27 protein-coding genes are annotated in these 24644 nt (G+C 71.6%); 12 read left to right on the plus strand and 15 right to left on the minus strand.

Annotation, left to right across the window (positions count from 1 at the left end):
• Positions 1–368 precede the first annotated feature (368 nt).
• Positions 369–1457, plus strand: coding sequence for a lactonase family protein (locus ACIGXW_RS02430; protein ID WP_399568995.1), 1089 nt, complete (start codon positions 369–371; stop codon positions 1455–1457).
• Between the two features lie 118 nt (positions 1458–1575).
• Here the strand turns inward: ACIGXW_RS02430 and ACIGXW_RS02435 are convergent, their stop codons facing one another.
• The 4 genes from ACIGXW_RS02435 to ACIGXW_RS02450 form a co-directional block, all read right to left on the minus strand.
• Positions 1576–2520, minus strand: a complete 945-nt coding sequence (locus ACIGXW_RS02435; RefSeq protein ID WP_399568997.1) for a hypothetical protein — start codon at positions 2518–2520, stop codon at positions 1576–1578.
• A 106-nt stretch (positions 2521–2626) separates the two neighbouring features.
• Entirely contained in the window at positions 2627–3616 is a 990-nt protein-coding gene (locus tag ACIGXW_RS02440) for an N-acetylglucosamine kinase (RefSeq protein WP_399568999.1), read from the minus strand.
• A gap of 119 nt (positions 3617–3735) precedes the next feature.
• Positions 3736–4410: a uracil-DNA glycosylase gene (locus tag ACIGXW_RS02445; protein WP_399569001.1), complete on the minus strand. Its 675-nt coding sequence runs from the start codon at positions 4408–4410 to the stop codon at positions 3736–3738.
• A 61-nt stretch (positions 4411–4471) separates the two neighbouring features.
• Positions 4472–5566: an NADH:flavin oxidoreductase/NADH oxidase gene (locus ACIGXW_RS02450; protein ID WP_399569003.1), complete on the minus strand. Its 1095-nt coding sequence runs from the start codon at positions 5564–5566 to the stop codon at positions 4472–4474.
• A gap of 136 nt (positions 5567–5702) precedes the next feature.
• On the opposite strand from ACIGXW_RS02450, the gene ACIGXW_RS02455 reads away from it, so the two are divergent.
• Positions 5703–6083 carry a helix-turn-helix transcriptional regulator gene (locus ACIGXW_RS02455; protein ID WP_071962188.1) on the plus strand — a complete coding sequence of 127 codons (381 nt, stop codon included), beginning with the start codon at positions 5703–5705 and terminating at the stop codon, positions 6081–6083.
• A 25-nt stretch (positions 6084–6108) separates the two neighbouring features.
• Here ACIGXW_RS02455 and ACIGXW_RS02460 read toward each other — a convergent pair whose 3' ends face one another.
• The 3 genes from ACIGXW_RS02460 to ACIGXW_RS02470 form a co-directional block, all read right to left on the minus strand.
• A complete protein-coding gene (locus tag ACIGXW_RS02460) occupies positions 6109–7449 on the minus strand; it encodes an FAD-dependent oxidoreductase (protein WP_399569005.1) in 1341 nt (446 codons plus the stop codon).
• A gap of 106 nt (positions 7450–7555) precedes the next feature.
• Positions 7556–8173, minus strand: coding sequence for a TetR/AcrR family transcriptional regulator (locus ACIGXW_RS02465; RefSeq protein WP_399569006.1), 618 nt, complete (start codon positions 8171–8173; stop codon positions 7556–7558).
• 180 nt (positions 8174–8353) lie between these two features.
• Complete coding sequence (locus ACIGXW_RS02470) at positions 8354–9226, minus strand: undecaprenyl-diphosphate phosphatase (protein ID WP_399569008.1); 873 nt, start codon at positions 9224–9226, stop codon at positions 8354–8356.
• Positions 9227–9564: 338 nt separating this feature from the next.
• On the opposite strand from ACIGXW_RS02470, the gene ACIGXW_RS02475 reads away from it, so the two are divergent.
• Positions 9565–10428, plus strand: coding sequence for an oxaloacetate decarboxylase (locus ACIGXW_RS02475; RefSeq protein ID WP_399569012.1), 864 nt, complete (start codon positions 9565–9567; stop codon positions 10426–10428).
• 20 nt (positions 10429–10448) lie between these two features.
• Here ACIGXW_RS02475 and ACIGXW_RS02480 read toward each other — a convergent pair whose 3' ends face one another.
• On the minus strand, positions 10449–11168 hold the full coding sequence (locus tag ACIGXW_RS02480) for a TVP38/TMEM64 family protein (RefSeq protein ID WP_399569014.1): 720 nt from the start codon (positions 11166–11168) through the stop codon (positions 10449–10451).
• Between the two features lie 223 nt (positions 11169–11391).
• Between ACIGXW_RS02480 and ACIGXW_RS02485 the strand changes: the two genes are divergently transcribed.
• Both ACIGXW_RS02485 and ACIGXW_RS02490 read left to right on the plus strand, forming a co-directional pair.
• A complete protein-coding gene (locus ACIGXW_RS02485; protein WP_071962193.1) occupies positions 11392–12564 on the plus strand; it encodes an elongation factor Tu in 1173 nt (390 codons plus the stop codon).
• A gap of 56 nt (positions 12565–12620) precedes the next feature.
• The gene (locus ACIGXW_RS02490) at positions 12621–13466 is read left to right on the plus strand and encodes a fused MFS/spermidine synthase (RefSeq protein WP_360912785.1); all 846 of its coding nucleotides are present in this window, start codon (positions 12621–12623) and stop codon (positions 13464–13466) included.
• 54 nt (positions 13467–13520) lie between these two features.
• On the opposite strand, the gene ACIGXW_RS02495 is transcribed toward ACIGXW_RS02490, so the two are convergent.
• Positions 13521–14507 carry a hypothetical protein gene (locus ACIGXW_RS02495; protein WP_399569016.1) on the minus strand — a complete coding sequence of 329 codons (987 nt, stop codon included), beginning with the start codon at positions 14505–14507 and terminating at the stop codon, positions 13521–13523.
• Between the two features lie 83 nt (positions 14508–14590).
• Between ACIGXW_RS02495 and ACIGXW_RS02500 the strand changes: the two genes are divergently transcribed.
• The gene (locus ACIGXW_RS02500) at positions 14591–15043 is read left to right on the plus strand and encodes a DUF4442 domain-containing protein (protein ID WP_071962195.1); all 453 of its coding nucleotides are present in this window, start codon (positions 14591–14593) and stop codon (positions 15041–15043) included.
• A 92-nt stretch (positions 15044–15135) separates the two neighbouring features.
• Here the strand turns inward: ACIGXW_RS02500 and ACIGXW_RS02505 are convergent, their stop codons facing one another.
• From ACIGXW_RS02505 to ACIGXW_RS02525, 5 genes are all read right to left on the minus strand, one after another.
• On the minus strand, positions 15136–15480 hold the full coding sequence (locus tag ACIGXW_RS02505; protein WP_071962196.1) for a hypothetical protein: 345 nt from the start codon (positions 15478–15480) through the stop codon (positions 15136–15138).
• 84 nt (positions 15481–15564) lie between these two features.
• Positions 15565–17022 carry a hypothetical protein gene (locus tag ACIGXW_RS02510; RefSeq protein WP_399569018.1) on the minus strand — a complete coding sequence of 486 codons (1458 nt, stop codon included), beginning with the start codon at positions 17020–17022 and terminating at the stop codon, positions 15565–15567.
• 18 nt (positions 17023–17040) lie between these two features.
• Entirely contained in the window at positions 17041–18093 is a 1053-nt protein-coding gene (locus tag ACIGXW_RS02515; protein ID WP_399570795.1) for a glycosyltransferase family 4 protein, read from the minus strand.
• Positions 18094–18193: 100 nt separating this feature from the next.
• Positions 18194–19108 (minus strand): hypothetical protein, encoded by a 915-nt coding sequence (locus tag ACIGXW_RS02520; protein ID WP_399569020.1) that lies wholly within the window; start codon positions 19106–19108, stop codon positions 18194–18196.
• Positions 19109–19480: 372 nt separating this feature from the next.
• Positions 19481–19768 carry a hypothetical protein gene (locus ACIGXW_RS02525; protein WP_399569022.1) on the minus strand — a complete coding sequence of 96 codons (288 nt, stop codon included), beginning with the start codon at positions 19766–19768 and terminating at the stop codon, positions 19481–19483.
• A gap of 525 nt (positions 19769–20293) precedes the next feature.
• Between ACIGXW_RS02525 and ACIGXW_RS02530 the strand changes: the two genes are divergently transcribed.
• A complete protein-coding gene (locus ACIGXW_RS02530; RefSeq protein WP_071962199.1) occupies positions 20294–20962 on the plus strand; it encodes a DedA family protein in 669 nt (222 codons plus the stop codon).
• Between the two features lie 193 nt (positions 20963–21155).
• Positions 21156–21689, plus strand: a complete 534-nt coding sequence (locus tag ACIGXW_RS02535; RefSeq protein WP_071962200.1) for a gamma carbonic anhydrase family protein — start codon at positions 21156–21158, stop codon at positions 21687–21689.
• 25 nt (positions 21690–21714) lie between these two features.
• On the opposite strand, the gene ACIGXW_RS02540 is transcribed toward ACIGXW_RS02535, so the two are convergent.
• Positions 21715–22581 carry an EamA family transporter gene (locus ACIGXW_RS02540; RefSeq protein ID WP_399569024.1) on the minus strand — a complete coding sequence of 289 codons (867 nt, stop codon included), beginning with the start codon at positions 22579–22581 and terminating at the stop codon, positions 21715–21717.
• A 100-nt stretch (positions 22582–22681) separates the two neighbouring features.
• On the opposite strand from ACIGXW_RS02540, the gene ACIGXW_RS02545 reads away from it, so the two are divergent.
• From ACIGXW_RS02545 to ACIGXW_RS02560, 4 genes are all read left to right on the plus strand, one after another.
• On the plus strand, positions 22682–23254 hold the full coding sequence (locus ACIGXW_RS02545) for a helix-turn-helix domain-containing protein (RefSeq protein ID WP_399569027.1): 573 nt from the start codon (positions 22682–22684) through the stop codon (positions 23252–23254).
• 70 nt (positions 23255–23324) lie between these two features.
• The gene (locus tag ACIGXW_RS02550) at positions 23325–23867 is read left to right on the plus strand and encodes a YbaK/EbsC family protein (RefSeq protein ID WP_399570798.1); all 543 of its coding nucleotides are present in this window, start codon (positions 23325–23327) and stop codon (positions 23865–23867) included.
• A gap of 115 nt (positions 23868–23982) precedes the next feature.
• Positions 23983–24342 carry a DurN family substrate-assisted peptide maturase gene (locus tag ACIGXW_RS02555; RefSeq protein ID WP_071962205.1) on the plus strand — a complete coding sequence of 120 codons (360 nt, stop codon included), beginning with the start codon at positions 23983–23985 and terminating at the stop codon, positions 24340–24342.
• 43 nt (positions 24343–24385) lie between these two features.
• Positions 24386–24619, plus strand: a complete 234-nt coding sequence (locus ACIGXW_RS02560; protein WP_071962206.1) for a cinnamycin family lantibiotic — start codon at positions 24386–24388, stop codon at positions 24617–24619.
• Positions 24620–24644: the final 25 nt, after the last annotated feature.

Genomic DNA, 24644 nt, shown 5'->3' on the forward strand with positions numbered 1-24644 from the left:
TCCGGCTCCCTGCGCCTCAAAAGAAAGAGGCGCCGCGGGATCCGCAGCGCCATCGACGGGATCATCAAACCATCCGCGCGCCCACTGGCTCAAGGGAAGACGAAACGACTGTGCCATTGGTACAACGGACGGGCTGTGCGGTGCGCCATGGAGGGCCAACGGCTCTGCGGACCGGGACACGCGGCTGCGGAGGTCCCCTGCGGACCGCGGCGGCGGGCCGCCCGGTCGTGGGCGCCGACGGGCGTGGCGCGGCAGGGCTCGCGGGGTGCGACAGGGCACTGTCAGTGGCTGCGTGTAGCGTCGTGTGCACACAGAGGTTCGACGGCCTACGACGCGCCTCGGCGAGCTCGACGGGGAGGGCGGCAGTGATGACGGACAGCAGCCAGGACGGCCGGAGCGGCTGGAACGGAGCCGGCGGCAGGCGGGGCCGGTGGGCCTACATCGGGTCGTTCACCGAGGCGGGCGGCCCCGGCCTCACCGTCGCACGGGTCGACGCCGCCACCGGCGCCCTGACGCCCGTGCACTCCACCGACGCCGTCGTGAACCCCTCCTACCTCGCCCTCTCTCCCGGCGGCGACGTGCTCTACGCGGTGAGCGAGACCGACGAGGGCGCGGCCGCCGCCTTCTCCCTGGCGGACCCCGCACGGCCCGAGCCGCTCGGGCTGCCGGTGCCCGTGCGCGGCGAGGGCCCCACACACCTCGCGCTCGCCGGCTCCTGGCTGCTCACCGCGAACTACGGCTCCGGCAGCGTCAGCGCGCTCCCGGTCCGTACCGGGGGAGGGCTCGGCGCGCCGTCGGCGGTGCTCCCGCACCGTGGCCGCGGGCCGGTGGCGGACCGGCAGGCGGGGCCGCACGCCCACGCCGTCGTGCCCGATCCCTCCGGACGGTGGCTGCTCTCCGTGGACCTGGGCACCGACTCGGTGTGGAGCTACGCGCTCGACCCGCTCAGCGGCGCCCCGAGCCCGCACCGCGAGGAGCGGATGCGGCCCGGCAGCGGGCCCCGGCACCTGGCCTTCCACCCGCGGGGCGACCGGGCCTACGTCCTCAACGAGCTCGACCCCATCGTCACGGCGTGCGTGTGGGACGCGGCGACGGGCACGCTGGAGCCCATCGGTGAGACGCGGGTGGTGCCCGCCGACGCCGGGCAGCGCACCTATCCCTCGGCGCCGGTCGTCTCCGCCGACGGGCGCTTCCTCTGGGCGGCCAACCGCGGCCACGACAGCATCGCCACCCTCGCCCTCGACGCACCGGGCGACGCCCCCGAGCTCCTCGGCACGGTCGGCTGCGGCGGCCACTGGCCCCGCGATCTGACGGCGCATCCGGACGGCCGTCTGCTGTACGCGGCGAACGAGCGCTCCGGGGACGTCACCTGGTTCACCGTCGACCCGGACACCGGCATACCGGCACGCGCCGGCTCCGTCGGGATACCGGCGGCGTCCTGCGTGCTCTTCTCCTGAGGCCGCCGCCCGGGCCGGTCCGCGCATCGCGCCGGAGCGGGCCGGCGCCGGCCCCCGACATGCCCGGAGGGGCCTCCGGACGACGGAAGCCCCTCTCGTACGGGTCTGCGGACGCGCGTCAGCGCACCGGCGCGCCCTGCAGCGACGGCTGGGTGGCGATGCCCAGCGCGGCCGCGTACTTGGCCAGCGCGAGCTTGCCGACCGCGGGGTACGCGCCCAGTGGCTCGGCGGCCGAGCAGCCGGCCTCCTTCGCGGCCATGGCCGTCAGCGTCTCGTCGACCTCGGGGCCGATGAGGCAGGGGGCGAGCGCCATGTTCCGGGAGCCGGAGCCCCGCAGCTGGTCGGCGGCGCGGGCGACGGCGCCCTCCTCGTCCAGCGCGGCGGCCAGCACCGGCACCGCCAGGCGGGCGGAGAGCAGCATGCCGGTGATGCCGGCGGCCTGCACGGCCTCCTCGCCACCGACCGTCGCCAGGACGATGCCATCGGCAGCCGTTGCAACTGTGAACAGTCGTGCGCGGTCGGCGCGGGCCAGGCCGGCCTCGGAGAGCCGGACGTGCAGCGCCTCGGCGAGCAGCGGGTGCGGGCCGAGCGTGTCGGTGAGCTCGCTGGCCGAACCGCTGTTCATGACGGACTGGCGTATCCGCCGCAGCACCGCGCTGTCCGGACCGGCCAGGAGCGGCACCACGACGGCGTCGGGCGCCTGGGCCCAGGCGTCGGGGGTCTCGTCGGCGTTCTGCGCCTCAGCGGCTTCGCTGGTGCGAGCGGAGCGCTGGGCGGCCGCGTAGGCGAGGACGGCCTCCAGCGCGGGGAAGTCCTCGGTGTCCCCGTCGACGTCGATGTAGCCGATCCGGGCGTCCAGGCCCGGGAGCTCGGAGCGGGCGATGCTCAGGGACTCCTCGGCGAGGCGTCGGGTGGTGACACTGGGCGTCCCGGGCACGGCGAGCACCAGCGGGGGTGCACCCGCCGGAGCGGCCGCCGGCTCCGGCCGCCGGTGCCGTCCGGGCTGGCGGGGACGCGGCATTCGTACAGGCAGGCCATTCGCGGGCCCTGTGGGGGAGCTCATGGCGCCGCATGTTAGCCGTTCATAGGACTCGGACGTTCGAGTGGGGGTATCTGAACAACGTCTGTCCGGATTTATTCATCGGTTCAAGCGATAAAGACGGATGTGATCAGCAAACGACGCTGAGCAGCATATCGTCGATGGGGAACGTCAGGCTGTCCGTCGCCAAAGCCCGGGCCACGTGCAGTGCGCCCGCCAGTGGATCGCCCGCGGCGGTGGTGCGACGCGCTTGGGGAAGTTGCTTCTGCAACTCCTTGCGCAACGGCCCGAGGAGCGGTTCCCCCATCCGGAACACTCCTCCGGTGAGCGCCACTTCGCGGCGGCCGTGCGCGAGCGGCGGCGGGCAGGCGGCCGCGGCGGCCTCGGCGATGTGCCGGGCGGCGGTACGCAGGATGCCGGCCGCGACCGGGTCCTCCGGTGCGCACCGGCCCACCTCCGGGGCGAAGGAGGCCAGGACGGCCGGCCGGTCGGACCGCGGATAGAGCGTGCCGGGCAGCGTCCGCGCCGGGCCGAACACGGCCTCCAGGCGCGCCAGTAGCGCGGGCGAGCCGCCTGTGCGGCCGTCGTAGGCGCGCAGCGCCGCCTCGAGCCCCGCCCGCCCGATCCAGGCGCCGCTGCCGCAGTCGCCCAGCAGATGGCCCCAGCCGTCCACGCGCCGCCAGCCGCCCTGCGGCGTCAGGTCGGTGCCGAGCGCGACCAGCCCCGTACCGGCGGCCACGACCACGCCCGCCCGCTGGCCGAGGGCTCCCGCGTAGGCCGTCACGGCGTCGGAGGCCAGCGCGAGCCGGCCCGCCCCGAGCTCCTCGCGGAGCGCGTCGGGCAGGACGGCGCGCAGGTCGTCCCCGAGGGTGGTCATGCCGGCGGCGCCCACGCAGACGGCCTCGCAGCGGGTGGAGCCGGCCTTGCGGAGCAACTCACGGGCGGCGGGCAGCACACGGTCGAGGAGGCCCCGCGCGTCGATCCCCCTGCCGCCGGTGCCGACCGGCACCGGCGAGGACCAGGCGAGGGCCTCGCCCGCGCCGTCGGCCCGGGCGAGGGCGACCCGGATGCCCGAGCCGCCCGAGTCGACCCCCAGTATCCGGCCGGATATGGATGCCATACGTCCCGTCACCCGGACCCGTGGGCGCCGGATGCGGCCGCGGGCCGGACGGCCACGGCGGCACCCGTGCTCGTACGAAGCGACATGGCGGGCACCTTACCGCCGGCCGCGACCCGGCGTCAGGGGAGCTGCCAGTCCACCGGGGCCGAACCCTGCCGTGCGAGCAGGTCGTTGGCCCGGCTGAACGGCCGTGAGCCGAAGAAGCCGCGGTCCGCGGACATGGGGGAGGGGTGCGCGGACTCCACGCAGGGGATCCCGCCCAGCAGCGGGCGCAGATTGCGCGCGTCGCGCCCCCACAGCACGGCGACCATCGGCTTGCCGCGGTCGACCAGGGCACGGATCGCCTGCTCGGTGACCTCTTCCCAGCCCTTGCCGCGGTGTGCGGCGGGCTTGCGCGGGGCGGTGGTCAGGGCCCTGTTGAGGAGCAGGACGCCCTGCCGGGTCCACGGCGTCAGGTCCCCGTTGGACGGCCGGCCCAGGCCGAGGTCGGTGTGCAGCTCGCGGAATATGTTCTCCAGGCTGCCCGGCAGCGGCCGCACCTCGGGTGCGACGGAGAAGCTCAGGCCGACGGCGTGCCCGGGCGTGGGGTAGGGATCCTGACCCACGATCAGTACTCGTACGTCGTCGAACGGTTGCTGGAAGGCGCGCAGCACATTGGCGCCCGAGGGCAGATAGGTCCGGCCCGCCGCGATCTCGGCGCGCAGGAAGTCGCCCATCGCGGCGATCCGCCCGGCCACCGGCTCGAGTGCCTTGGCCCAGCCCGGTTCGACGATCTCGTTCAAGGGTCTAGCCACGGAGCGTCACTCTACTGGCTCAGCCGGTGCCCGGACGAACGCGCCCGTCGGGCGCCGGCCGTCAGATGGCCCAGGCGTACTGGTCGGGAACGCGCGTCTCGCCGCCCAGCGCGCTCGCGGCGCGGCGGGCCCAGGCGGGGTCGCGCAGGAGTTCGCGGCCGAGCAGGACCGCGTCGGCCCGCTCCCCGGCGACGATCTCCTCGGCCTGCTGAGGGTCCGTGATCAGACCCACCGCGGCCACGGGCAGCCCGGTCTCCTCCTTGACCCGCTGGGCGAACGGCGCCTGGTAGCCCGGGCCCACGGGGATGCGGGCGCCGGGGGCGAGGCCGCCGGAGGAGACGTCGAGCAGGTCGACGCCGTGGGCCCGCAGTTCCCGCGCGAGGCGGACGGTGTCGTCGGCCGTCCAGCCCTCGCGGGGGTCCTCGGCGTTCTCCGTCAGCCAGTCGGTGGCCGAGACGCGGAAGAACACCGGCAGCTCCTCGGGCCACTCCGCGCGGACGGCGTCCACGACCTCCAGCGCGAGGCGGACGCGGTTCTCGAACGAGCCGCCGTACTCGTCGGTGCGGTGGTTGCTGTGCGGGGAGAGGAACTCGTGGATGAGGTAGCCGTGGGCGCCGTGCACCTCGACGACCTCGAAGCCGGCCTCCCGGGCCCGCCGTGCGGCGGCACCGAACTGCCCCACTATCTCCTTGATCTGTGCGACGGTCAGCTCCTCGGGCACCGGGTGGCCGTCCTTGAACGGGACGGGGCTCGGCCCGACCGGCTGCCAGCCCTCCTCCGGGCCGACGGGCTCGCCGCCGCGCCAGGGCCGGTCGGTGGCGGCCTTGCGGCCGGCGTGGGCGATCTGGATGCCGGGCACGGTGCCCTGGTCCTTGAGGAACGCCGTGATCCTGCGCAGCGCCTCCACCTGGGTGTCGTTCCACAGGCCCAGGTCGGCGGGGCTGATCCGGCCCTCCGGGCTGACGGCGGTCGCCTCCACCAGGATCAGGCCGGTGCCGCCGGCGGCGCGGGAGGCGTAGTGCGAGAAGTGCCAGTCGTTCGCGACGCCCGCGCCGGGCCCGAACACCTCGGCCGAGTACTGGCACATCGGTGCCATCCAGACGCGGTGGGGGATGGTCAGCGACCGCAGGGTCAAGGGCTGGAACAGGTTGCTCACGACAGGCTCCGTTCGAGTTTCGAGGCGGGGTCGGCTTCGCTCTGCTCGTACGATAACCCTCGTACTACGATGAATGTCAAACTACGAAGGTCCTCGTACAATGGAGCCGCCCCAGCCGCCCGGAGAAGGAGCAGCCATGACGACGCGGACCAGCCGCTCCCTCGAGCACCCCGCCCGCGAGGAGATCCGCCTCGAAGGCGTCCTGCACGCCTTCTCCGACCCGATGCGGCTGCGGATCCTGCGGGCACTGGCGGCCGAGGCGGAGGCCGAGCAGTCGTGTTCGGTCTTCGACCTGCCCGTCAGCAAGTCCACCACCACGCACCACTTCCGGGTGCTGCGCGAGAGCGGCGTCATCCACCAGATCTACCGGGGGACGGCGAAGCTGAACTCCCTGCGCCGCGACGACCTCGACGCGCTCTTCCCCGGACTGCTCGACAGCGTCCTGGCGGCCTACGCCGGCCAGTGCGCCCGGCTCGGCGGCGAGGCCCACGCCGCCGGAGCGGCCTGCGAGGACTGACGGCGGGGCGGCGCGCCTGCGGGGCTCAGCCCTGCCCGCGGGCCGCCGCGAGCAGCCCGTCCCAGTCCGGGATCTTCACCGTGCCGCGGCCCAGCCGCCGCCCGAGCGCGGCCTCGGCCGCCTCGATCCCCAGCCAGCCCGGCCACCGCACCGGCTCCTGCCCCGCCAGCCGCAGCGCGGCGAGGGAATCCTCCGGCAGCCGGCGCCCCCCGAAGGCTTCGGCGTCGGCCAGCAGGGAGGCCACCGTCTCCTTGGCGCACGAGCGGTTGGTGCCGATCACCCCGGTCGGCCCGCGCTTGATCCAGCCCGCCACGTATTCACCGGGCGAGGGGACGCCGTCGCGCAGCACCCGCCCCCGGTCGTGCGGGACCGTCCCGTTCTCCGAGTCGAACGGCAGCCCGGGGATCGGTACGCCCCGGTAGCCCACCGACCGCAGCACCAGCTGCGCCTCGATCTCCTCGAACCGCCCCGTCCCCACCACGCCCCCGCGCCCGTCCGGCTCCGTGCGCTCGAACCGCACCGCCCGCACCGCGTCGTCACCGAGCAGGGCGACGGGCCGCAGGAAGAACCGCAGCCGGATCCGCCGCCCGCGCCCCCGGCCGGCCTCCCGGTCCCAGCCCCGCAGCACCTCCACGTTGCGCCGGGCGGCCGCCGGCAGCCCCGACGCGTCCTCCCACGCCGGGTCCAGAGCCGCCTCCCCGCCCTCCACGAGCGCCTCCGCGCCCGGCAGCGCCCCCAGCTCGCGCAGCTCCTTCGTGGTGAACTTCGCCTGCGCCGGGCCGCGCCTGCCCACCATGTGGATGTCCGCCACCCGGCTGTCCGCCAGCGCCGCCAGGGCCGCGTCGGGCACGTCCGTGGCCCGCAGCTCGTCCGCGCCCCGGGCCAGCACCCGGGCCACGTCGACCGCCACGTTGCCGACGCCGATGACGACGGCCGAGCGCGCCCCGAGAACGAATCCGCCGGGTGCGGCATCCGGGTGAGCGCTGTACCAGGAGACGAACTCCGTGGCCGAGAAGCTCCCCGGCAGGTCCTCGCCGGGGATCCCCAGCCTCCGGTCGGCCGCCGCGCCCACGCAGTAGACGACGGCGTGGTAAAGGTCCAGCAGCCGCCGCGGCGCGAGCCCGTCGCCCACCCGGACGTTGCCGAGGAAGGTCACGGCCGGGTGCTCGAGGGCCTCCCGGAGATTGCTCTGCAGCGACTTGATCTTCTCGTGGTCCGGGGCGACCCCGTAGCGCACCAGCCCATACGGGCAGGGCAGCCGGTCGAGCACGTCCACGGTCACCCCGGGGACGTCCCGCTGCTGCACCAGGGCCTGGGCGGTGTAGACCCCACTGGGTCCCGATCCGACGACTGCGACGCGAAGCACGGAGGGCTCCTTCCCGCGAGTGCGTCCAGGATCCCACCGGGAGCCGGGTTACGGGAGGTGCGACGCCCGGAAGCGTCCCCCCGCCCGGTGCCGGTACCGCCAGCCCTCAGACGCCCGGGGACGGCGGCTGCGCGCCGGGCGGGAAACCGAGCTCCCAGGCGAGCCCGTACCGCTGGAACAGCTCCGCCCGCAGCAGCCCGGCCGGCATCGGCGCCCCCGGCACCAGGACCGCCATCACCGCGCCCATCAACTGCGCCCGCAGCAGCCGGTAGTCGTTCTCCGGGTCGGGCGAGCCGTAGCGCGCCACCGTGTCGCGCAACAACGACGCCAGCCGCTGCTGCTCCGGGCACTGGATGAAGCCTTCCGCCGTCAGGATCCCCGCCATGTGCGTGCGCATCAGCCGCGGCCGCTCCCGCGCGAGCCCGAGAACCGCGTCGATCGCCCGCGCCAGCAACGCGCGCCCGTCCTCCGTGCGCGGTTCACGCTCCAGACAGGACGCCAGCTCCAGGTGCATCAGCCGGTGCACGGCGGACTGCAGCAACTGCCGCTTGCCGGGGAAGTAGTAGGACACCAGCCCCCGCGCCGTACCGGCCCGGTCCGCGATGTCCGCCAGCGTCGTCGCCTCGAAGCCGCGCTCCTCCACCAGCTCCACGGTCGCCCTCAGCAGGCGTTCGCGGGAGCGGCGGCGCAACTCCTCGTTGGCCGCGGCGCTGCGCGGTGACATGCGTTTAATCTCCTGCGTTGACTGGCTCCGAGCCAATATACTCAGGGGGCTGCCGGTTGTCCTGGCACTGAGCAGGGCGTATTCGGTACGGCCGTTGGATCGGGCGACGCGGGGGATCGTCCGATCCGGCGGCCTTTTTCCTTCCGCCCCTTGCCCCTGGCCTTTCCCGCCCGTTTCCCCTCAGTCCGCGAGCTCGCCCGCGTGCGGGGAGAGGACGCCCGCGCCGACCAGGGCGAAGAGGAGCAGTCCGAGCAGAATGCGGTAGACGACGAACGGCATGAAGCTCCTGCTGGAAATGAAGCGCATGAACCATGCGATCACGGCGTAGCCGACGACGAAGGCCACGAGCGTGGCGAAGACCGTCTGCGGCCACGCCGTGTGCCCGTCGCCCGCGTCCTTGAGCTCGAAGAGGCCGGACGCGAGGACGGCGGGGACGGCCAGGAGGAAGGAGTAACGGGCCGCGGCCTCACGGGTGTAGCCGAGCAGCAGACCACCGCTGATCGTCGCACCCGACCGGGAGACGCCGGGAACCAGGGCCATGGCCTGGCACATGCCGAAGATGAGGCCGTCCTTGGTGTTCAGGAGCGTGAGGTCCTTGCGCCGCCTGACGGCACGGTGCCGGCCGCCCTTCTCGTCGCGCGCCGCCAGGCGGTCGGCGACACCCAGCACGACGCCCATGACCACCAGCGTGGTCGCGATCAGCCGCAGATCCCGGAACGGGCCCTCGATCGCGTCCTTCAGCGCCAGGCCCAGCACGCCGATGGGGATCGAGCCGACGATCACGAGCCAGCCCATCGTCGCGTCGTGATCCCCGCGCATCCGCCGGTCCCACAGCGACCTGAACCAGGCGGAGACGATGCGTGCGATGTCCTTGCGGAAGTAGATGAGGACGGCGGCCTCGGTGCCGATCTGGGTGATCGCGGTGAACGCCGCGCCCGGGTCCTGCCAGTCGGCGAACGCGGCGGTCAGCCGCAAGTGGGCGCTGGAAGAGATCGGCAGGAACTCGGTCAGTCCCTGGACGAGCCCGAGGACGAAGGATTCGAACCAGCTCATGAAATCTGCGCCATCCGATGTATGGTCACGGCCGGACGTCCGGCCTGTCCGTAGATATGCGTGTGGTCATATGAAGGAATTCCGCGCGGAGTCGTTCCACCCCTTTGTGAACATTCCCGACGCCGGGCAGGCCGTGATCCGACGGGGCGTCAAATGACCTCTGTACGCGGTCTGTCCACCGGGCCGGGGCAGCCTGGCGGGCCCGTGCGTCACTCAATCGGAGCAGGACCCGGTGTTTTCGGTCTGTACGCTCTCACGTTTATGTAAACGTATGCGCGTAGCGATGGCCTCGGGGCCAATAATTCACGCACTGTACGTGCCGACGTCAGGGAGCATTCATGCACTACGGCAGAGCTCTGCGCGAAGAGGCCGCTTCCGGCCGGACCACGCCCCTCATCGGCATCTACGACATGTACTCGGCCTCGATCGCGGCTCGGCACTACAACGGATTCTTCGTCTCCGGTTTCGGCTTCGCCGCCTCGTACTACGGGCTGCCCGACATCGGGTTCATCGCCTGGCCGGACATGCTGGCGTTCGTCGAGCGCCTGCGCCAGGCGTTCCCCGCCCACCACCTGCTCGTGGACATCGACGACGGCTACGTCGACCCCGAAGTCGCCTGCCACGTGGTGCAGCGGCTGGAACGCACCGGCGCCTCCGGAGTGATCCTCGAGGACCAGAAGCGGCCCCGCCGCTGCGGCCACGCGGACGGCAAGCTGGTCCTCCAGCTCGAGGAGTACCTGGAGAAGCTGAACCTGGTCCTCAGCAGCAGGCAGGACCTCCTCGTCGTGGCCCGCACGGACGCCACCGAGGAGCCGGAGATCCTGCGCCGGGCCGCCGCGCTGGCAGAGACCGACGCGGACGCCGTCCTGGTCGACGGCGTGCGCAGCGTGGAATGGATCCACCGCATCCGCTCGGTCGTGGGGGACAAGCCCCTGCTCTTCAACCAGATCGCGGGCGGCCAGTCGCCGCGGCTGTCCCTGTCCGAATTGACGGAACTGGGCGTGGACATCGCCATCTACAGCACTCCGTGCCTGTTCGCCGCGCACAGCGCCATCGACGGTGCCCTGGCCGATCTGAAGCTGGCGGACGGCCGGCTGCCCGACACCCGGCTCACCGGCGCCGTCGGCGTCCAGAGTTCCACGCGCCTGCTGGAGGAGAACATCAGCAGGCACCACCACACTTCGCGACCCCTCACCGTCTGACCGCCGGCTCCGGCGCCCCGTCACGCCCCCGTGCGGTCGTCCGGCCTGCGCACCAGGGACTTGCGGCGCCACGCCACCAGCACGGCCGCCAGCCCGGTGACCGCGATGAAGGCCGTCGCGGCGAGGAACGTGGGCGAGGTGGGCGACGCCGCGTGACTGCCCGCGACCACGTAGGCCGCGGTGTTGGGCACGGTCCCCAGGCCCGTCGCCAGGAGGAAGGGAGCCCATCCCATCCGGGAGACCGCAGCACAGTAGTTCGCCGCGGCGAACGGCACGCCGGGGAAGAGCCGCAGGGCCAGCATCGAACGGAAGCCGTGCCGGCTCAGCTGCCGGTCGGCGGCCTTCAGCCACCGCCCGCGCAGCAGCGGCCGCAGGGCGTCCTGCCCCAGCAGCCGGCCCAGGCCGAAGGCTATGCCCGAGCCCAGCACCGTGCCCGCGACGGCCCCCGCCGTACCGAGCGGCGCGCCGAACAGCGCCCCCGCGGCCAGATTCAGCACCGGCCGCGGCACGAAGGCCGCCGTGCACAGCCCGTACACCACCGCGAACAGCACCACGGCCGTGCCGCCGGAGAGGTGCGGCGGCCAGCCGCCGGCGAGCAACCGCTCCGGACGGCAGAGCAGCACGGCCGTGACCGCGCCGCCGAGCAGCGCCACGAGCAGCCCCAGCCGGGCCCACGGCGACAGCAGCGCACGCACGCAGCGCTCGGCGGGGCCGGGGGACACGGCGGCGGTATCGAGCATCGAAGGAGCGTAACCGACACCGCTGTAAGGGCGATGTGATGTCACCGAGCCGGTACGGAACCACAAGCGAACGGTCACTTCCCGTCCTTCCGGCCGCCCTCCGGACGGCCCGGTGAGCACGAACGGCCGCACGCGAAAATCGCTCGACGCGCCCCCGGACGTGCGCGAGCATCGGAGCATGTGCCGGCGGGGCATCCATCCCGAAGAGCTCGAAGAAGGAGTCATGCCCCAGCAGGCGTACGCGCGCACCAAACCCCATCTCAACATCGGCACCCTGGGCCACGCCCACCACGGCAAGACCACCCTGACCGCCGCCATCACCCGCATCCTCGGCACCCACGGCACCGCCGCCTTCGCCCCCGTCGACCGCCTCGACCGGGCGCCCGAGGAAGCGGCACACGGCGGCTCGGTGCACACCGCACACGTCGAGTACGAGACGGACACCCGCCACTACGCCCACGCCGACCTGCCCGGCGGCGCCCGCTTCGTCAAGAACATGATCGCGGGAGCGGCCCGGCTCGACGGCGCGATCCTCGTCGTCAGCGCACTCGACGGCGTCATGCCGCAGACCGCCGAGCACGTGCTGCTCGCCCGACGGGCCGGCATCGAGCACCTCGTGGTCGCCCTCAACAAGGCCGACGTCGCCGGACCCGAGCTCACCGAGCTCGTCGAGCTGGACGTCCGCCGCCTGCTCACCGCCCACGGCCTCGCCGGGCACCGCGTCCCCGTCGTACGGGTCTCCGCCCTGCGCGCCCTGCTGGGCGACCCGCGGTGGACCGGGACCGTCGAGGCGCTGCTGGACGCCGTCGACACCTACGTCCCCACGCCGGTGCGCTACACCGACGCCCCCTTCCTGATGCCGGTCGAGCGCGTCCTGACCATCCGCCGGCACGGCACGGCCGTCACCGGCGTCGTCGAGAGCGGCACGGTCCGCCTGGGGGACCGCGTCGAACTGCCCGCGGAGTTCGGGGGGACGCACGTCACCGGACTGCAGACCTTCCGCCGCCCCATGGAGGCCGCCGAGGCCGGCGACAGGGTGGCACTGCTGCTGCGCGGAGTGATGCACCAGCACGTGCTGCGCGGCGACGTGGTCACCGCCCCCGGCAGCGTCACGCCGCGGCGGCACTTCACCGCGCGGGCACGCCTGCTGACGACGGACGCGGGCGGCCGCCGCACGCCCCTGCGCACCGGCTTCCGGGCCCAGTTCCACCTGCGGACCGCCGACGTGACCGGCGAGATCGACCTCGGCCCGCGCGGCACCGCCCACCCCGGCGAGACCGTGACCATGACGGTCGCGCTGGATCGCGCGCTCGCGCTCGGGGCCGGCCTCGGCTTCGCGCTCCGGGAAGGCGGCCGCACCCTCGCGACGGGGACGGTCACCGCCGTCCTGGGATGAGCGCCGCGTGGCGGCGCCTGGACGCACCGGGACGAGGGGGTCGGCACAATAGAGAGGTGGACGAACCGATACCCGTGACCCGTGACGTCGACTGGGGCACCGCCAAGCTCATGCCCGACGTGGACCGGGCACGGGCCTGGCTGCTGACCGTCGACGGCGCGCCCCAGTCGTACGTCGACCTGGACGACCCCACGTACCTGGAGTTCGAGTACGCCCGCCGCCTCGCCCACGTCCTGGACACGGTCGCCGAGCCCGGCCGGCCCCTGGACCTGCTGCACCTGGGCGGCGGCGCCCTGACGCTGCCCCGCTACGCGGCCGCCACCCGGCCCGGTTCGCGCCAGCTGGTCGTCGAGGCGGACCGGGGCCTGATCGCCCTGATCGGCGAGCACCTCCCGCTGCCGGAGGGATCGGGCATCGAGGTGCGCGCGGGCGACGCGCGGGCGGCCCTGGAGGCCGCCCCCGACGCCTCCGCCGACATCATCGTCGCGGACGTCTTCGGCGGCTCCCGGGTGCCCGCACACCTCACGTCCCTCGAATACGCCCGCACCGCGGCACGGGTGCTGCGCCCCGACGGGCACTACACCGCGAACCTCGCGGACGGTGCGCCCTTCGACTTCCTGCGCGCACAGGTGGCCACGTTCGCCGCCGTCTTCGCGCACCTGTGCCTGATCGCGGAGGGCCCCATGCTGCGGGGCCGCCGCTTCGGCAACGCGGTACTGGTGGCCGCGCACACGGAACTGCCCGTGGCCGCGCTCGCACGCCGCGCCGCCGCCGACGCCTTCCCGGCCCGGGTCGAGCACGGGGCCGCGCTCGCACGGTTCGCCGCCGGGGCGGTTCCGGTGGGCGACGCGGAGGCGGTGGCCTCGCCCGAGCCGCCCGGCGGCGCGTTCAGCGTCGGCTGAGGCGACGGCCGGTACCGCCGGACCCGGGCGGCTCGGGTCAGGAGGGTCAGGAGGTCAGGAGGACTTCAGCGGGCGGAGCGAGCTCATGATCTTCTTGATGGTCTCGTCCGGGAGCTCCCCGTCGAAGCCCGTGGCGGCGTAGAGCACCCACGTCGCCAGATCGCCGTTGGTGTCCTTGTACGTCACCGTGAAGGCCTTGCCGTCGGTCACGCACTTGCCGGTCTTCTTCACCCCGGTGACCGTCGCGGAGGCCGTGTAGCCGGTGATGCCGTGGTCGCTCTTGAAGGGCTGGGCCTTCGTCTGATTGAACTTGCCGGTCTGCTTCTGGTCGAAGGCCGCGTAGACCCAGTTGAGGGCCTCGATCTCGGCGGCGCTCGCCTCGCTCTTGGCGCCCTGGGCGCCCTTGGTCCCGGCGGAGCCCCGCTTGTCGTCCTTTTCGCACTCGCCCTTTTTGTACGAGGCGGTGGCGGACATCGCGACGAGGCCCTTGCCCTTGTCGTCCTCGAAACCGTGGGACATGGTCGGCGACTCGACCTCCCAGTCCGACGGCACGTCGAACGCGTTGTGCCGCTTGGAGCTGATGACGGTCTTCCAGCCGTCGATCACCGGCTTGATCTCGCCGCCCGCGCGCGGGTTGTCCTCGGGGGCCTCCGCGCTCGCGCTCGGGGACGCCGGCGCCGAGGCGGACGGCTGGGCGCCGCCCTTCGCCGTGGGCTCCTTGTCGTCGCCGTCGCCACCGAGCACCATCACACCGGTGATCACGGCGGCGGCGACCACGGCGATCGCCGCGGTGATGGCGATGATCGTGGTGCGCTTGTTACCGCCGCCACCGCCCGGCTGCGGGCCACCGGGTGCGGCCGGAGCGGTCCACTGCGCGGGGCCCGGCTGCTGGGCGCCCGGCTGCGTCGCGTAGGGGTTGGGCTGCTGATAGCCCGGCTGCTGGTACGGGTTGTGCTGCGGGTATCCCGGCTGCTGGTACGGGTTCTGGTGAGGGTCCTGCGGGTTCTGCTCGCCCCCGGGCGCCTGCTGTCCTGGCCACATGGCCGATAACCATAGAGGGCGATGGTGACACTTGTGGTCCCCGCCCCTTCCCGGTTGTGCTACTGGCTGGTAACTTTCGGGCCATGTCACAGACCCAGCCCTCGATCGGCGAAGCCCTCGTGGCCACCGTGCCCATGGCCCGTACCCTCAACCTCGTCTTCGAGGAGACCACCGCGGAGCGCGCCGTGGTCCGCCTGCCCGACCAGCCCGACTACCACAACCACGTCGGGGGCCCGCACGCCGGCGCGATGTTCACCCTCGCCGAGTCCGCGAGCGGCGCCATCGTCCTCGCCGCCTTCGGCGACCAGCTCTCGCGCGCCGTGCCGCTGGCCGTCCGCGCCGAGATCGGCTACAAGAAGCTCGCCATGGGCCCCGTCACCGCCACCGCCGAGCTCGGCCGCCCGGCCGCCGACGTGGTCGCCGAGCTGGACGCGGGGCAGCGCCCCGAGTTCCCCGTGCGCGTCTCGATCACGCGCGAGGACGGCGCGGAGACCGGCGAGATGACCGTGGTGTGGACGCTGCGGCCCAATGCGTAGCCGCTGACATCGGCTCCGGTACACGGGAAGCCCCGAAGCGCACGAGCGCTTCGGGGCTTCTCTGTGGAGGTCCTCCGGTGGTCGGCGAGCGATCAGCTGCCGTCCACCAGATCGGCGATGACCAGGGCGGTGACGCTGCCCTTGAACAGCCAGTCCCGGCCCGGGGAGGCGGGCCGCAGCTGCAGCTTCGCCGACACCATGCCGTTCTTCTTGCCGCCCGTCGGCAGGTCCAGCTTGATGTGCTCGTGGCCGACGCCGTATTCGAGGGGCCGCTCGTACTCGAGCACGAAGGACTTCAGCGCCACATTGATGACGGGCTGGTTGTCGTCGTCCAGACGGACCTTCCCGGGGAGGGTGAAAGTCCCACTCCCTATCTCGCCGTCGATGCAGCTTCCGTTGTCCACGTAGATGGGGACCTCGGTCATGTAAAGCGCCATGGTGCTTCCTCCTGAACGATGTGATGGTGCCGTTGATTCCTGCGGGGGAATTCCCGCGGAAGTTCGCGCCGATCCCCGGTCGTGCTACTTGTCCACGACGGTGATGGACGAGGAAGGCGAAGTGACGTCGCCCACCCGGAAGCTCAGCTCCGTCTCGCCGGGCGTGGCGTTTCCGGGGGCTTTCACCGCGACCCAGATCAGGGCCGTGGAGTCCTTGCCGGACAGGACCAGGTCGACGTTCTCGAAGGTGAGGGTCTGGCCGTCCGGCGACAAGATCCCGTTGTACTGACCGCCGTTCTGTACGGTCAGCTGGTACCCGGGATCGCCCTGGGCGACGAACTGCAGTCGCCTGCCCCGGGGGAGGGTCACCCGGACGTTCTGCGGAGGGACCGGGTCATCCTGGTTGGCTCGCAGGTTCACACCCGGATAACCGGTCTCGCCGGCACGTGTCAGCGTCACCGGCCCTCCCCGGTACACCGAGAACCGGGCCACGGGCGCCCCGACCCTCAGGTCCGCCTGACCGCCCAGCCGTGTGGTGTTCAGCTGCGCGTGGATCCGCATGGGGCCCTGCTGGGATCCTGCCTGCACCGCTCCTGCGGGAACGGACAGCCATCCGTCGACGCCCGTCTTCCCGGTGTACGTCAGTGTTGCCCGGCCGTCGTGCGCGAAGTGGGATCCGGTCGCGCTCGGATCCAGGATCAGCGATACCTGCCGCGAGGAGAGCGGCTGGTTGGCCTCGTCCGAGAACTGCACGCGGAAGCCGTCGAACGGGGTGTCCGTCGGGGCGGTGAGGGGGTTGTCCGGGGAGGTCTCCGGGGCCGTCCTGGCGATCCGGTAGTCGTGCGCCGGAACGGAGAGCCGTACCGAGACACAGGCCAGTTGGGTGCCGGTCGTGTACCGGTTGGTGGCGTCGTCCGCGAAGGAGAGGTACGCGTTCGACGACAGAGCGATGAAGGACCGCTGGTACTGCTTCCACTGCCGCACCCAGCTGCCGCCGGAAATCGCCACCCTCGGCGGCTCGGGGACGCTGATGTACTCCTGGTCCAGGGCCTTCCCGTCGTCGCGCGACATTCCGTCGTTGACCTTGTAGCGCATCCTCGTGGCGTGCGGGGGCTCTTCCCCGTACCAGGGTGCCCCTGCCCAGAACGTGACGTCGTACTGCGCTCCGGGTATCAGGTCGGGGAGGAGCTGCCCGATGTACCCGTGGCGGTTGTCGCCCCGGCCGACGAGGTCGATCGCGTTGCTGCCGTCGACCCGGTCTTCCATGTCGCTCTTGGCGAAGGCGTACATGTGGGTGGAGACGTCGATGTATTCTCCCGCGTTCACGCCGGAATCGGGCTGTCCGTTGGGGTTGCCGCTGCCGCCGTAGTCCCAGTACCGGAGCGATACGTTTGCGCCCTTGGCGAGCGCTTGGCTGTAACCGCACTTGCTGTCCGTGAAGACCGGACGGTGCTTGAAGTTTCCGTCCTTCACCAGGTTCGGGTTCCCGTCATCGCTGCCGGCGGCAGCCGATTCCATCTGTTCGGGTAAGTGCGAGGGCACGGAGATTCTCCTTGTCTCTTATTTCGCGGAGAGGGGCGTCGCCGAGTGGGGCGCGCCCGCCACGCGGAACGTCGTCCGTCGCTTCGCGTCGTGCAAAGCCTCGACGGCTTCGCACCAGAGGTCGAGATCGGGGGTCGCGCTCAGCTCCGCGGAGCGGGCCTTCGCCCGGCGGGACGCCCGCTCCCAGTTCTTCGGGTCCCGCAGCGACTGCAGGGCGTGCATCCAGGCGTTCAGGTCGTCGCGGTAGGCGAAGATTCCCGCGTCGCCGAGGGACTCGACCAGCCCTGGGGTGGGGTGGGCGATCACCGGGATGCCGGACGCGAAGGCCTCCACGGCCACGCGTCCCCAGGACTCGTACAGGCTCGGCATGAGCATCACGCGTGAGCGGCTGTAGACGTGCTCACGCATCTCGTTGCCGGGCACGCCGTCGACGATTTCGCAGTTGGGCAGGCGCATCGGCGGTTCGGTCTGTTGTCCGTAGGCGCCGCGGACGCCCAGGAATTTCCATTCCGGTGTCCAGGCGGCGATCTGCCAGAAGATCTCGCCGCCCTTGTCGGGGTTCAGGTTCACCAGGGTGGCGCGGTCGCCCGGGGTGGTGCGGTAGTGCTCCGTTATGACGGGCGGGCGGACGACGATCGTGCGGTGGGGCAGGAACTCGCGGGGGTACCGCCCGTAGTGGATCTCGCCGTCGCGCCGGATCCACTCGCTGTTGTAGACGACGAGATCGGCTCCCGCCGCGTCGTGGAAGCTGGCGGCGAAGTTGTCGTGGCAGATCACGACCACGGGGATCTGCCGGGCCCTGGCGAGCCCCGACACGATGGGAACGTTCTCGTACTGGGACAGGAGTACGTCGGCTTTCTGCGCCTCGGCGGCGAATTCGGCGCCTTCCTGATACGGGACGACCCGCACTCCGTCGATGTCGTACGTCTTCTCGATGGTCCCGGGGTGCGACAACCAGACCGACACGCGGTGGCCGCGCTCGCTCAGGGGGCGCAGCATCGAGTGGAGCATCCACTCGGATCCCGCGTTGTGGGCCGGGGGGTATCCGTACACCCGGGCCACGATGGACATGCTGCGCGACCTGGTGGACGCGGACAGTCGGGGTGGGCGGGCCGTCACCGTGTTCACCTGAATGCGCTCCTTCCGGTTGATGAGGGCGATGTGGCGGTCATCAGGCCGGCTTGTCCACGTGGACGGGCGTGGAGCCCGACGTCTGGTCGCCCACGCAGAAGGTCAGGCTCATCGCGTCCTTCGACGCCGGGGCGCCGTCGGCGGCCTTCACGGCGACCCAGGCCACGGACGTCGCCCCCTTCCCCGACAGGGCCGGATTGACGCCCTGGAAGGTGAGGGCCTGCCCGTTCGACGACAGGGTCCCGCGGTAGGTCTTCTTGTTCTTCTGGGCGTCCTCGACGGTCAGCAGGTAGCCCGTTCCGCCCTGGGCGACGAACCGCAGCCCCTTGCCGCGGGGGAGGGCCACGTAGACGTCCTGCGGAGAGACCGTGCCGCTGTCCCCGGCCTGCAGTCCCACACCCGGGTAGCCGACCGGGTTGGCGGAATTCAGCGTCACGTCCGGCGGGCCACCGGGAGTCACCGAGAACGGGATGCGGTCCACGACGCGGATCGGCGTGGAGCCCGACGCCTGGTCACCCACGCAGTAGGTCAGGCGGGTCTCTCCCAGACGGGCGTTGTCGGAGGCCTTCACCGCCAGCCACGCCGTGGACTTCGACCCCTTGCCCGACAGGGCCGGGTCGACGCCCTCGAAGGTGACGGCCCGGCCGTCCGACGAGAGGATCCCGCGGTAGGTGTTCGTGTGCCCCCGGGCGTCCAGCACGGTCAGCAGGTAGTCGCCCCCGCCTTCGGGGACGAACTGCAGACCCTTGCCCCGGGGCAGGGCCACGTAGACGTCCTGCGGCGGCACCGTGCCGGTCTCGCCCGCCTGCTGCAGGCGCACTCCCGGGTAGCCGGTCTCGCCGGCGGGGGCGAGGGCCACGGCCGGCGGGCCCCCGGGAACGACCGTGAACAGCACGGCGGGCCGGCCGTCGGGAGACGGCTGTGCGTCGAAACTCAGGGCCTCGACAGCGGTCATCGCGATTTTCCTTTCACTCGGGAACTGGAATGAGTGATGCGGGGGAATTCAATGGAGCGTGTTCGGCGGTATTCCGGGCGGGATGGGCTCGGCCATTCGAGATCGTGGTCGAGGCGACCGCCGAACACGGAGAGAAACGTACGGGCCCCGGAGCGCGGGGGTCAAAGCCGAGATTCGGCAAGGGCGGATCAATACGCCAGGCCTTTTCCGCACCCTGTCGTATGCTGCCCGCGCGGCCTGTGCGGGGCGTGAAAACCACCGCTGAGCTGCGGTGATGGGATCGTTTATCGGTATCAACGCATTACGCAACACGCGTTGACATTAAACGGCATATTCTCTTCCGCTTGTTGGGGCCGCATGAGAAGTGCCTGGTCAGAGGCGTGCTTCCGGTCGTTTATGTGTTTCCGTCGCACGTGGGCTGAATCTCGTCAGAATTCTCACCCGGAGTGACCGTCCCGCGCCGGCCGGAATCATGGGCGTCATTTCGGCTGCTGAGGCCGGATCCCGCTGTGCGGTTCCGGTGTACCGGCTCGGCCCGGCCGGCTGCTCGGCCTTGTCAGCAGCCATCTGCCCGGAGTGCGGCGCGGAAGAGGGAGAAAGCTGGACTGTTGAAATCTGATGGAACTTCATGCCGTTCCATCGGTTTTCGGTAATGCTCATCTCGTGCGTATGTCGACCCCTCAACCGGAATGCCAACCGGAAGGCCTCTCGGTCGTTTATCGAGGGATCGTGGAGAGGTGTGTACCCCTCGAATGATGTGTTTCCGTGAACGCCCTCCATAATGTGCGCTGCATCACTTAGGGGCATGGCGGACGGGAACGTCGCAGGTGGCGTGGTGTGGCGCGCCTCCCCGGCGGTGATGTACCGACCGGCGAGCCGATTTCTGACGACCGGGCGCCTGTTCAGTGGATGTTTAGGCTCCCGCCATGCGTGGTCCGGTTTCCCGGAGCGGTGTCCGGAAAGGGGACCGGCTCTGGGGGAGGTGGCGCCTGGGGCGTCCCGGGGTCCGAGGGGGCGACGGGGTAAAGGGGGCGTATGACCGTTGTGCGTCCCCCGCCGCCGAACAAGTAGTCGCTCCGGGTCAACCGTCGCACCGCTGAGCGAGTCTTTACCTCCAGTAGGCTTCGCGCCGTGCGTCGTATGACGTGCGGCGCGAAGCAGGTCGTTCAACGGGAGGAACCGGCGTTGCACATCCAGGAGTGGCTCGAGACAGTACCGGCGATAGCCGTCTACCTTCTGGTGGGCGGAGTCATCGGGCTGGAGAGCCTGGGCATCCCGCTTCCCGGTGAGATCGTCCTCGTCAGCGCCACGCTGCTGGCCGCCACCCAGGACCACATCAACCCGTACATCCTGGGCGCCTGTGCCATCGCGGGTGCGATCGTCGGTGACTCGATCGGGTACCTGATCGGACGCAAGGGCGGCAAGCCGCTGCTGGAGTGGCTCGGCCGCAAGTTCCCCAAGCACTTCGGCCCCCACCACGTCGCCACCGCCGAGCGGTCGTTCCAGAAGTGGGGCATGTGGGCCGTCTTCGTCGGCCGCTTCATCGCCCTGCTGCGCATCTTCGCCGGTCCGCTGGCGGGCGTGCTGAAGATGCCGTACTGGAAGTTCCTGATCGCCAACGTCCTCGGCGGCATCGTCTGGGCCGGCGGTACGGTCGCGGTCATCTACTCCGTGGGCAAGGTCGCCGAGGAGTGGCTGAAGAAGTTCTCCTGGCTCGGCCTGGTCGCCGCCCTGCTGTTCGGCCTGGGCTCCTTCATCGTCATGCGGATCAAGGCCAAGAAGGCCGGTGCCGCGCAGGCCGCCGCGCCGGCGGCGGAGCAGCGCGAGACCGAGGCCGTCGCGACCGCGGAGTGAGGCACCCGCGGTCCGCCCCTCGCAGCCCGCAGAGAACAGGACAAGGCCCCCGGCTCCGGCCGGGGGCCTTCGTCGTACGCCGCCGCTGCCGCCGTGGCGCGCGGCCCTGTGATCTTGGCCCCAGCCGGCCGCTCACTCGCGGCCCCTCGCTTACGGTGCTGTGGAGACGAGGGCGACGGACGAGGAGTGTGCGGTGACGGAGAAGGCGCTGACTTTCGCGGTGGGCGGCAAGCGGCCCGAGATCGACCCGGCGGCGTTCGTCGCCCCGACCTCCGTCGTGGCCGGTGACGTCACCCTCGCCGCGGACACGAGCGTCTGGTACGGCGCCGTGCTGCGCGCCGACTGCGGGCCGATCACGCTCGGCGCGGGCAGCAACATCCAGGACAACTGCACCGTGCACGTCGACCCCGGATTCCCGGTGACCGTCGGGGAGCGGGTGACCGTGGGCCACAACGCGGTGCTGCACGGCTGCACCGTCGAGGACGACGTGCTGATCGGCATGGGCGCCACCGTCCTCAACGGTGCCAGGATCGGCGCCGGTTCGCTGGTCGCCGCCCAGGCGCTCGTCCCGCAGGGCATGCAGGTGCCGCCCGGCTCCCTGGTCGCGGGGGTGCCCGCCAAGGTGCGCCGCGAGCTGACCGCCGAGGAGCTCGAGCACATCCGGCTCAACGCCGTGATGTACCTGGAGCTGGTGAAGGCGCACCGCGAGGCGCTGGCCGAGGACTGAAGCGCCGCGCGGTGCGGGGTGTGCGTCAGCCCGTCGCCAGCAGGACCGTGCCGACGAGTGCCAGGCCCGCGCCCGCGGCCTGGATTGTCTGCAGTTTCTCGCGCAGGACGCCGCGGGCGGCGAGCGCGGTGACGACGGGGTAGAGCGAGGCCAGCACCGCCGCGACGGTCACCGGACCGTTGTTCGCGGCGATGGAGTACGTGCCGTTGGCGGCTACGTCGGCGAGGCCGACGAAGGCGAGGGCGGGCAGGGCGGAGCGGATGCCGCTCCAGCCCTCCTCGGGCAGCCACGGGTTGCCGCGCCGTACGGAGGCGTAGAGCGCGCCCGCGCCGACCACGACGTTGCACAGGCGCTGGACGAACAGGGCGAGGAAGAGCCCGGTCAAGTTGTGCGAGGCCTCGGCGATCAGGGCCATCACCGAGCCGAAGCCGAACGCCGCGATCATCGTCAGCACCAGGGTCTGGCGCTGTACGGGCGCGCCGCCCATGCTCGGGCCGCTGGCCAGCACCACGCCCGCCACGGCCACCGCTATGCCCGCGAACTGCAGGATCCCGGGCCGCTCGCCCAGCACCAGACCCACGCCCAGCGGCACCGCGACGCCGCCGAGCGCGCCCAGCGGGGAGACGACCCCCATGGGGCCGAGGGCCAGGGCCTTGTAGAAGGCGAGCATCGCCGCCGGGCCCACGACGCCGGCGGCCACCGCGAACCACAGCTGGGGGCCGATCTCCGACCAGCCACCGGTGGCGATGACGATGGCGCCCAGCGCGCCCACGGCCAGCAGCTGGGAGAGCAGGACCACGGTCAGGGCGGGCATGCGCCGGGTGAGCAGCCCGCCGCCGAAGTCGGCCAGCCCCCACATGAGGCTGGTGGCCAGGGCGAAGACCGGTGTCATGGGAGAGACCTCGCAGTACAGTGTGGTGAATGGTGGCGTCCATGACACCGTAGTGCATGATGCTGAACTTCATTAATTAATATATTGGACTGGACGGACTGTGACGGACCTCGAGCAGCTCACGCAGTCGCTCGCCCGCAACCTCAAGCGCTGGCGCGGCGAGCGCAACTTCACCCTCGACGCCCTGGCGGCCCGCTCGGGCGTCAGCCGGGGCATGATCATCCAGATCGAGCAGGCCCGTACGAACCCCAGCGTCGGCACCACGGTCAAGCTCGCCGACGCGCTCGGCGTCAGCATCACCACCCTCCTCGACTACGAGCAGGGCGACCGCGTCCGGCTGGTAGCCCCTGAACAGGTGGTGCGGATGTGGTCCACCGAGGCGGGCAGCCACACCTCGCTGCTCGTCGGGACCGAGGCGCGCGGGCCGCTGGAGCTGTGGGAGTGGCGGATCGTGCCCGGCGACAGCAGCGTCTCCGACGCGCACCCGCCCGGCACGATCGAGCTGCTGCGGGTGACGGCCGGCGAGCTCACGCTCGTCGTCGACGGCGAGGAGCACTCCGTTCCCGCCGGCACCTCGGCGACCTTCGAGGCGAACGTGCCGCACACCTACCGCAACGACGGCACCGAGCCCGTGGAGATGACCATGGTGGTGGCCGTACCGCCCGCCCGCTGAGACGCGCCGTCGGCGCGGTGCGACGGCTGTTAGCTTGACCGGCATGAACAGCACGCCGACCCCGACGCCGATGGACGCCTTCGACGAGGTGCGGCCCGCCGTGGAGTGCCTGGACCTGCTGGTCCCGCCCGTGGCCGCCGCCGTGCGCGACTGGGGCGGTTCCGTGCCGGCGACCGACCTGCTCTACGTGGACACCGACCCGGAGCGGGCCGACACCGCCGTCCTCGTGAAGCACTACGGCCCCTGGCTGCTGGAGCAGTCCGCCAACTGCGTCGTCGTCGCGGCCAGGCGCGCGGGCACGACCACTCTCGCCGCCTGCCTCGTCCTCGGCCACACCCGCGCCGACGTCAACGGCGTCGTACGCCGCCACCTCGGGGCCCGCAAGGCGTCGTTCGCGCCCATGGACACCGCGCTGGCCGCGACCGGCATGGAGTACGGCGGCATCACCCCGATCGGGTTGCCCGCCGACTGGCCCGTGCTCATGGACGCCGCCGTCGCCGACAGCCCCCACCTGATCATCGGCAGCGGCAGCCGGCGCGGCAAGCTCATCGTCCCCGGCAAGGCCCTGGCCGAACTGCCGGGCGCCGTGGTGCTCGCGGGGCTGGGCGGCTGACCCACCGCGGCACCGCCAAGGACGCCCGGTGTCCCTGAAAGCGGACTGAAACCGTAGTGAAAGTGGGCGCCCCTAGTGTCTTTCTCACCGGGAGCCGACTGGATGGGGACGGGCCATGAAAAGCGCCAAGGAACCGACGATCTACCAGGACGTGGATATCATCCGCCGCATCCAGGAGCTCATGGTTCTGTGCTCCCTGCTGCCGCCCGACGGCAAGCTGCGTGAAGCGCTGGAGCTCGCTCTCGCGCTCCACGAGGAGCCGGCACTGGCCCGGATCACTCCCCTCACCAATCTCCATCCCTTCGCGACGAAGGCCTGGCTCGAGACCCTGTGGCTCGGGGAGGGCGTTTCCAGCGAGGAGAAGGAACTGGTCGCCTGGCAGAACAAGAGCGAGAACATGGGCCCGGCCATTCGTGAACTCAAGAACGCCGAACAGCAATCCGGCATCACGTTGGTCGCCCGGCTGACGTCCTGACATCGCCAGGTGTCGGGATTCACCTCAACATCGGAGGTAAGTCATGACCGCTTCGATTCTTCAGTCCGTCGTGGACGCCGACTTCCGCGCCGCGCTGATCGAGAACCCGGCCGCGTTCGGTGCCTCGACCGCGGTCCTGCCCACGCCCGTGGAGCAGCAGGACCAGGCGTCCCTCGACTTCTGGACCAAGGACATCGCCGCTACGGAAGCCTTCGCCTGCAAGCAGAGCTGCAGCTTCGGCCCGTTCACCTTCGTGTGTGACGGCAACACCAAGTAAGCGGCCGTTGCCCTCGGGCGGTAAC

The sequence above is a fragment of the Streptomyces sp. NPDC053079 genome (assembly GCF_044546695.1).
In the GTDB taxonomy this organism is placed as follows: domain Bacteria; phylum Actinomycetota; class Actinomycetes; order Streptomycetales; family Streptomycetaceae; genus Streptomyces.

Bases quoted from the DNA above. Each gene is read 5' to 3' on its own strand.
- ACIGXW_RS02430 (WP_399568995.1), top strand. From the start codon at position 369: ATGACGGACAGCAGCCAGGACGGCCGGAGCGGCTGGAACGGAGCCGGC.
- ACIGXW_RS02435 (WP_399568997.1), bottom strand. From the start codon at position 2,520: ATGAGCTCCCCCACAGGGCCCGCGAATGGCCTGCCTGTACGAATGCCG.
- ACIGXW_RS02440 (WP_399568999.1), bottom strand. From the start codon at position 3,616: ATGGCATCCATATCCGGCCGGATACTGGGGGTCGACTCGGGCGGCTCG.
- ACIGXW_RS02455 (WP_071962188.1), top strand. From the start codon at position 5,703: ATGACGACGCGGACCAGCCGCTCCCTCGAGCACCCCGCCCGCGAGGAG.
- ACIGXW_RS02465 (WP_399569006.1), bottom strand. From the start codon at position 8,173: ATGTCACCGCGCAGCGCCGCGGCCAACGAGGAGTTGCGCCGCCGCTCC.
- ACIGXW_RS02470 (WP_399569008.1), bottom strand. From the start codon at position 9,226: ATGAGCTGGTTCGAATCCTTCGTCCTCGGGCTCGTCCAGGGACTGACC.
- ACIGXW_RS02475 (WP_399569012.1), top strand. From the start codon at position 9,565: ATGCACTACGGCAGAGCTCTGCGCGAAGAGGCCGCTTCCGGCCGGACC.
- ACIGXW_RS02480 (WP_399569014.1), bottom strand. From the start codon at position 11,168: ATGCTCGATACCGCCGCCGTGTCCCCCGGCCCCGCCGAGCGCTGCGTG.
- ACIGXW_RS02485 (WP_071962193.1), top strand. From the start codon at position 11,392: ATGCCCCAGCAGGCGTACGCGCGCACCAAACCCCATCTCAACATCGGC.
- ACIGXW_RS02495 (WP_399569016.1), bottom strand. From the start codon at position 14,507: ATGTGGCCAGGACAGCAGGCGCCCGGGGGCGAGCAGAACCCGCAGGAC.
- ACIGXW_RS02500 (WP_071962195.1), top strand. From the start codon at position 14,591: ATGTCACAGACCCAGCCCTCGATCGGCGAAGCCCTCGTGGCCACCGTG.
- ACIGXW_RS02505 (WP_071962196.1), bottom strand. From the start codon at position 15,480: ATGGCGCTTTACATGACCGAGGTCCCCATCTACGTGGACAACGGAAGC.
- ACIGXW_RS02515 (WP_399570795.1), bottom strand. From the start codon at position 18,093: ATGTCCATCGTGGCCCGGGTGTACGGATACCCCCCGGCCCACAACGCG.
- ACIGXW_RS02520 (WP_399569020.1), bottom strand. From the start codon at position 19,108: ATGACCGCTGTCGAGGCCCTGAGTTTCGACGCACAGCCGTCTCCCGAC.
- ACIGXW_RS02525 (WP_399569022.1), bottom strand. From the start codon at position 19,768: ATGAGCATTACCGAAAACCGATGGAACGGCATGAAGTTCCATCAGATT.
- ACIGXW_RS02540 (WP_399569024.1), bottom strand. From the start codon at position 22,581: ATGACACCGGTCTTCGCCCTGGCCACCAGCCTCATGTGGGGGCTGGCC.
- ACIGXW_RS02550 (WP_399570798.1), top strand. From the start codon at position 23,325: ATGGACGCCTTCGACGAGGTGCGGCCCGCCGTGGAGTGCCTGGACCTG.
- ACIGXW_RS02555 (WP_071962205.1), top strand. From the start codon at position 23,983: ATGAAAAGCGCCAAGGAACCGACGATCTACCAGGACGTGGATATCATC.
- ACIGXW_RS02560 (WP_071962206.1), top strand. From the start codon at position 24,386: ATGACCGCTTCGATTCTTCAGTCCGTCGTGGACGCCGACTTCCGCGCC.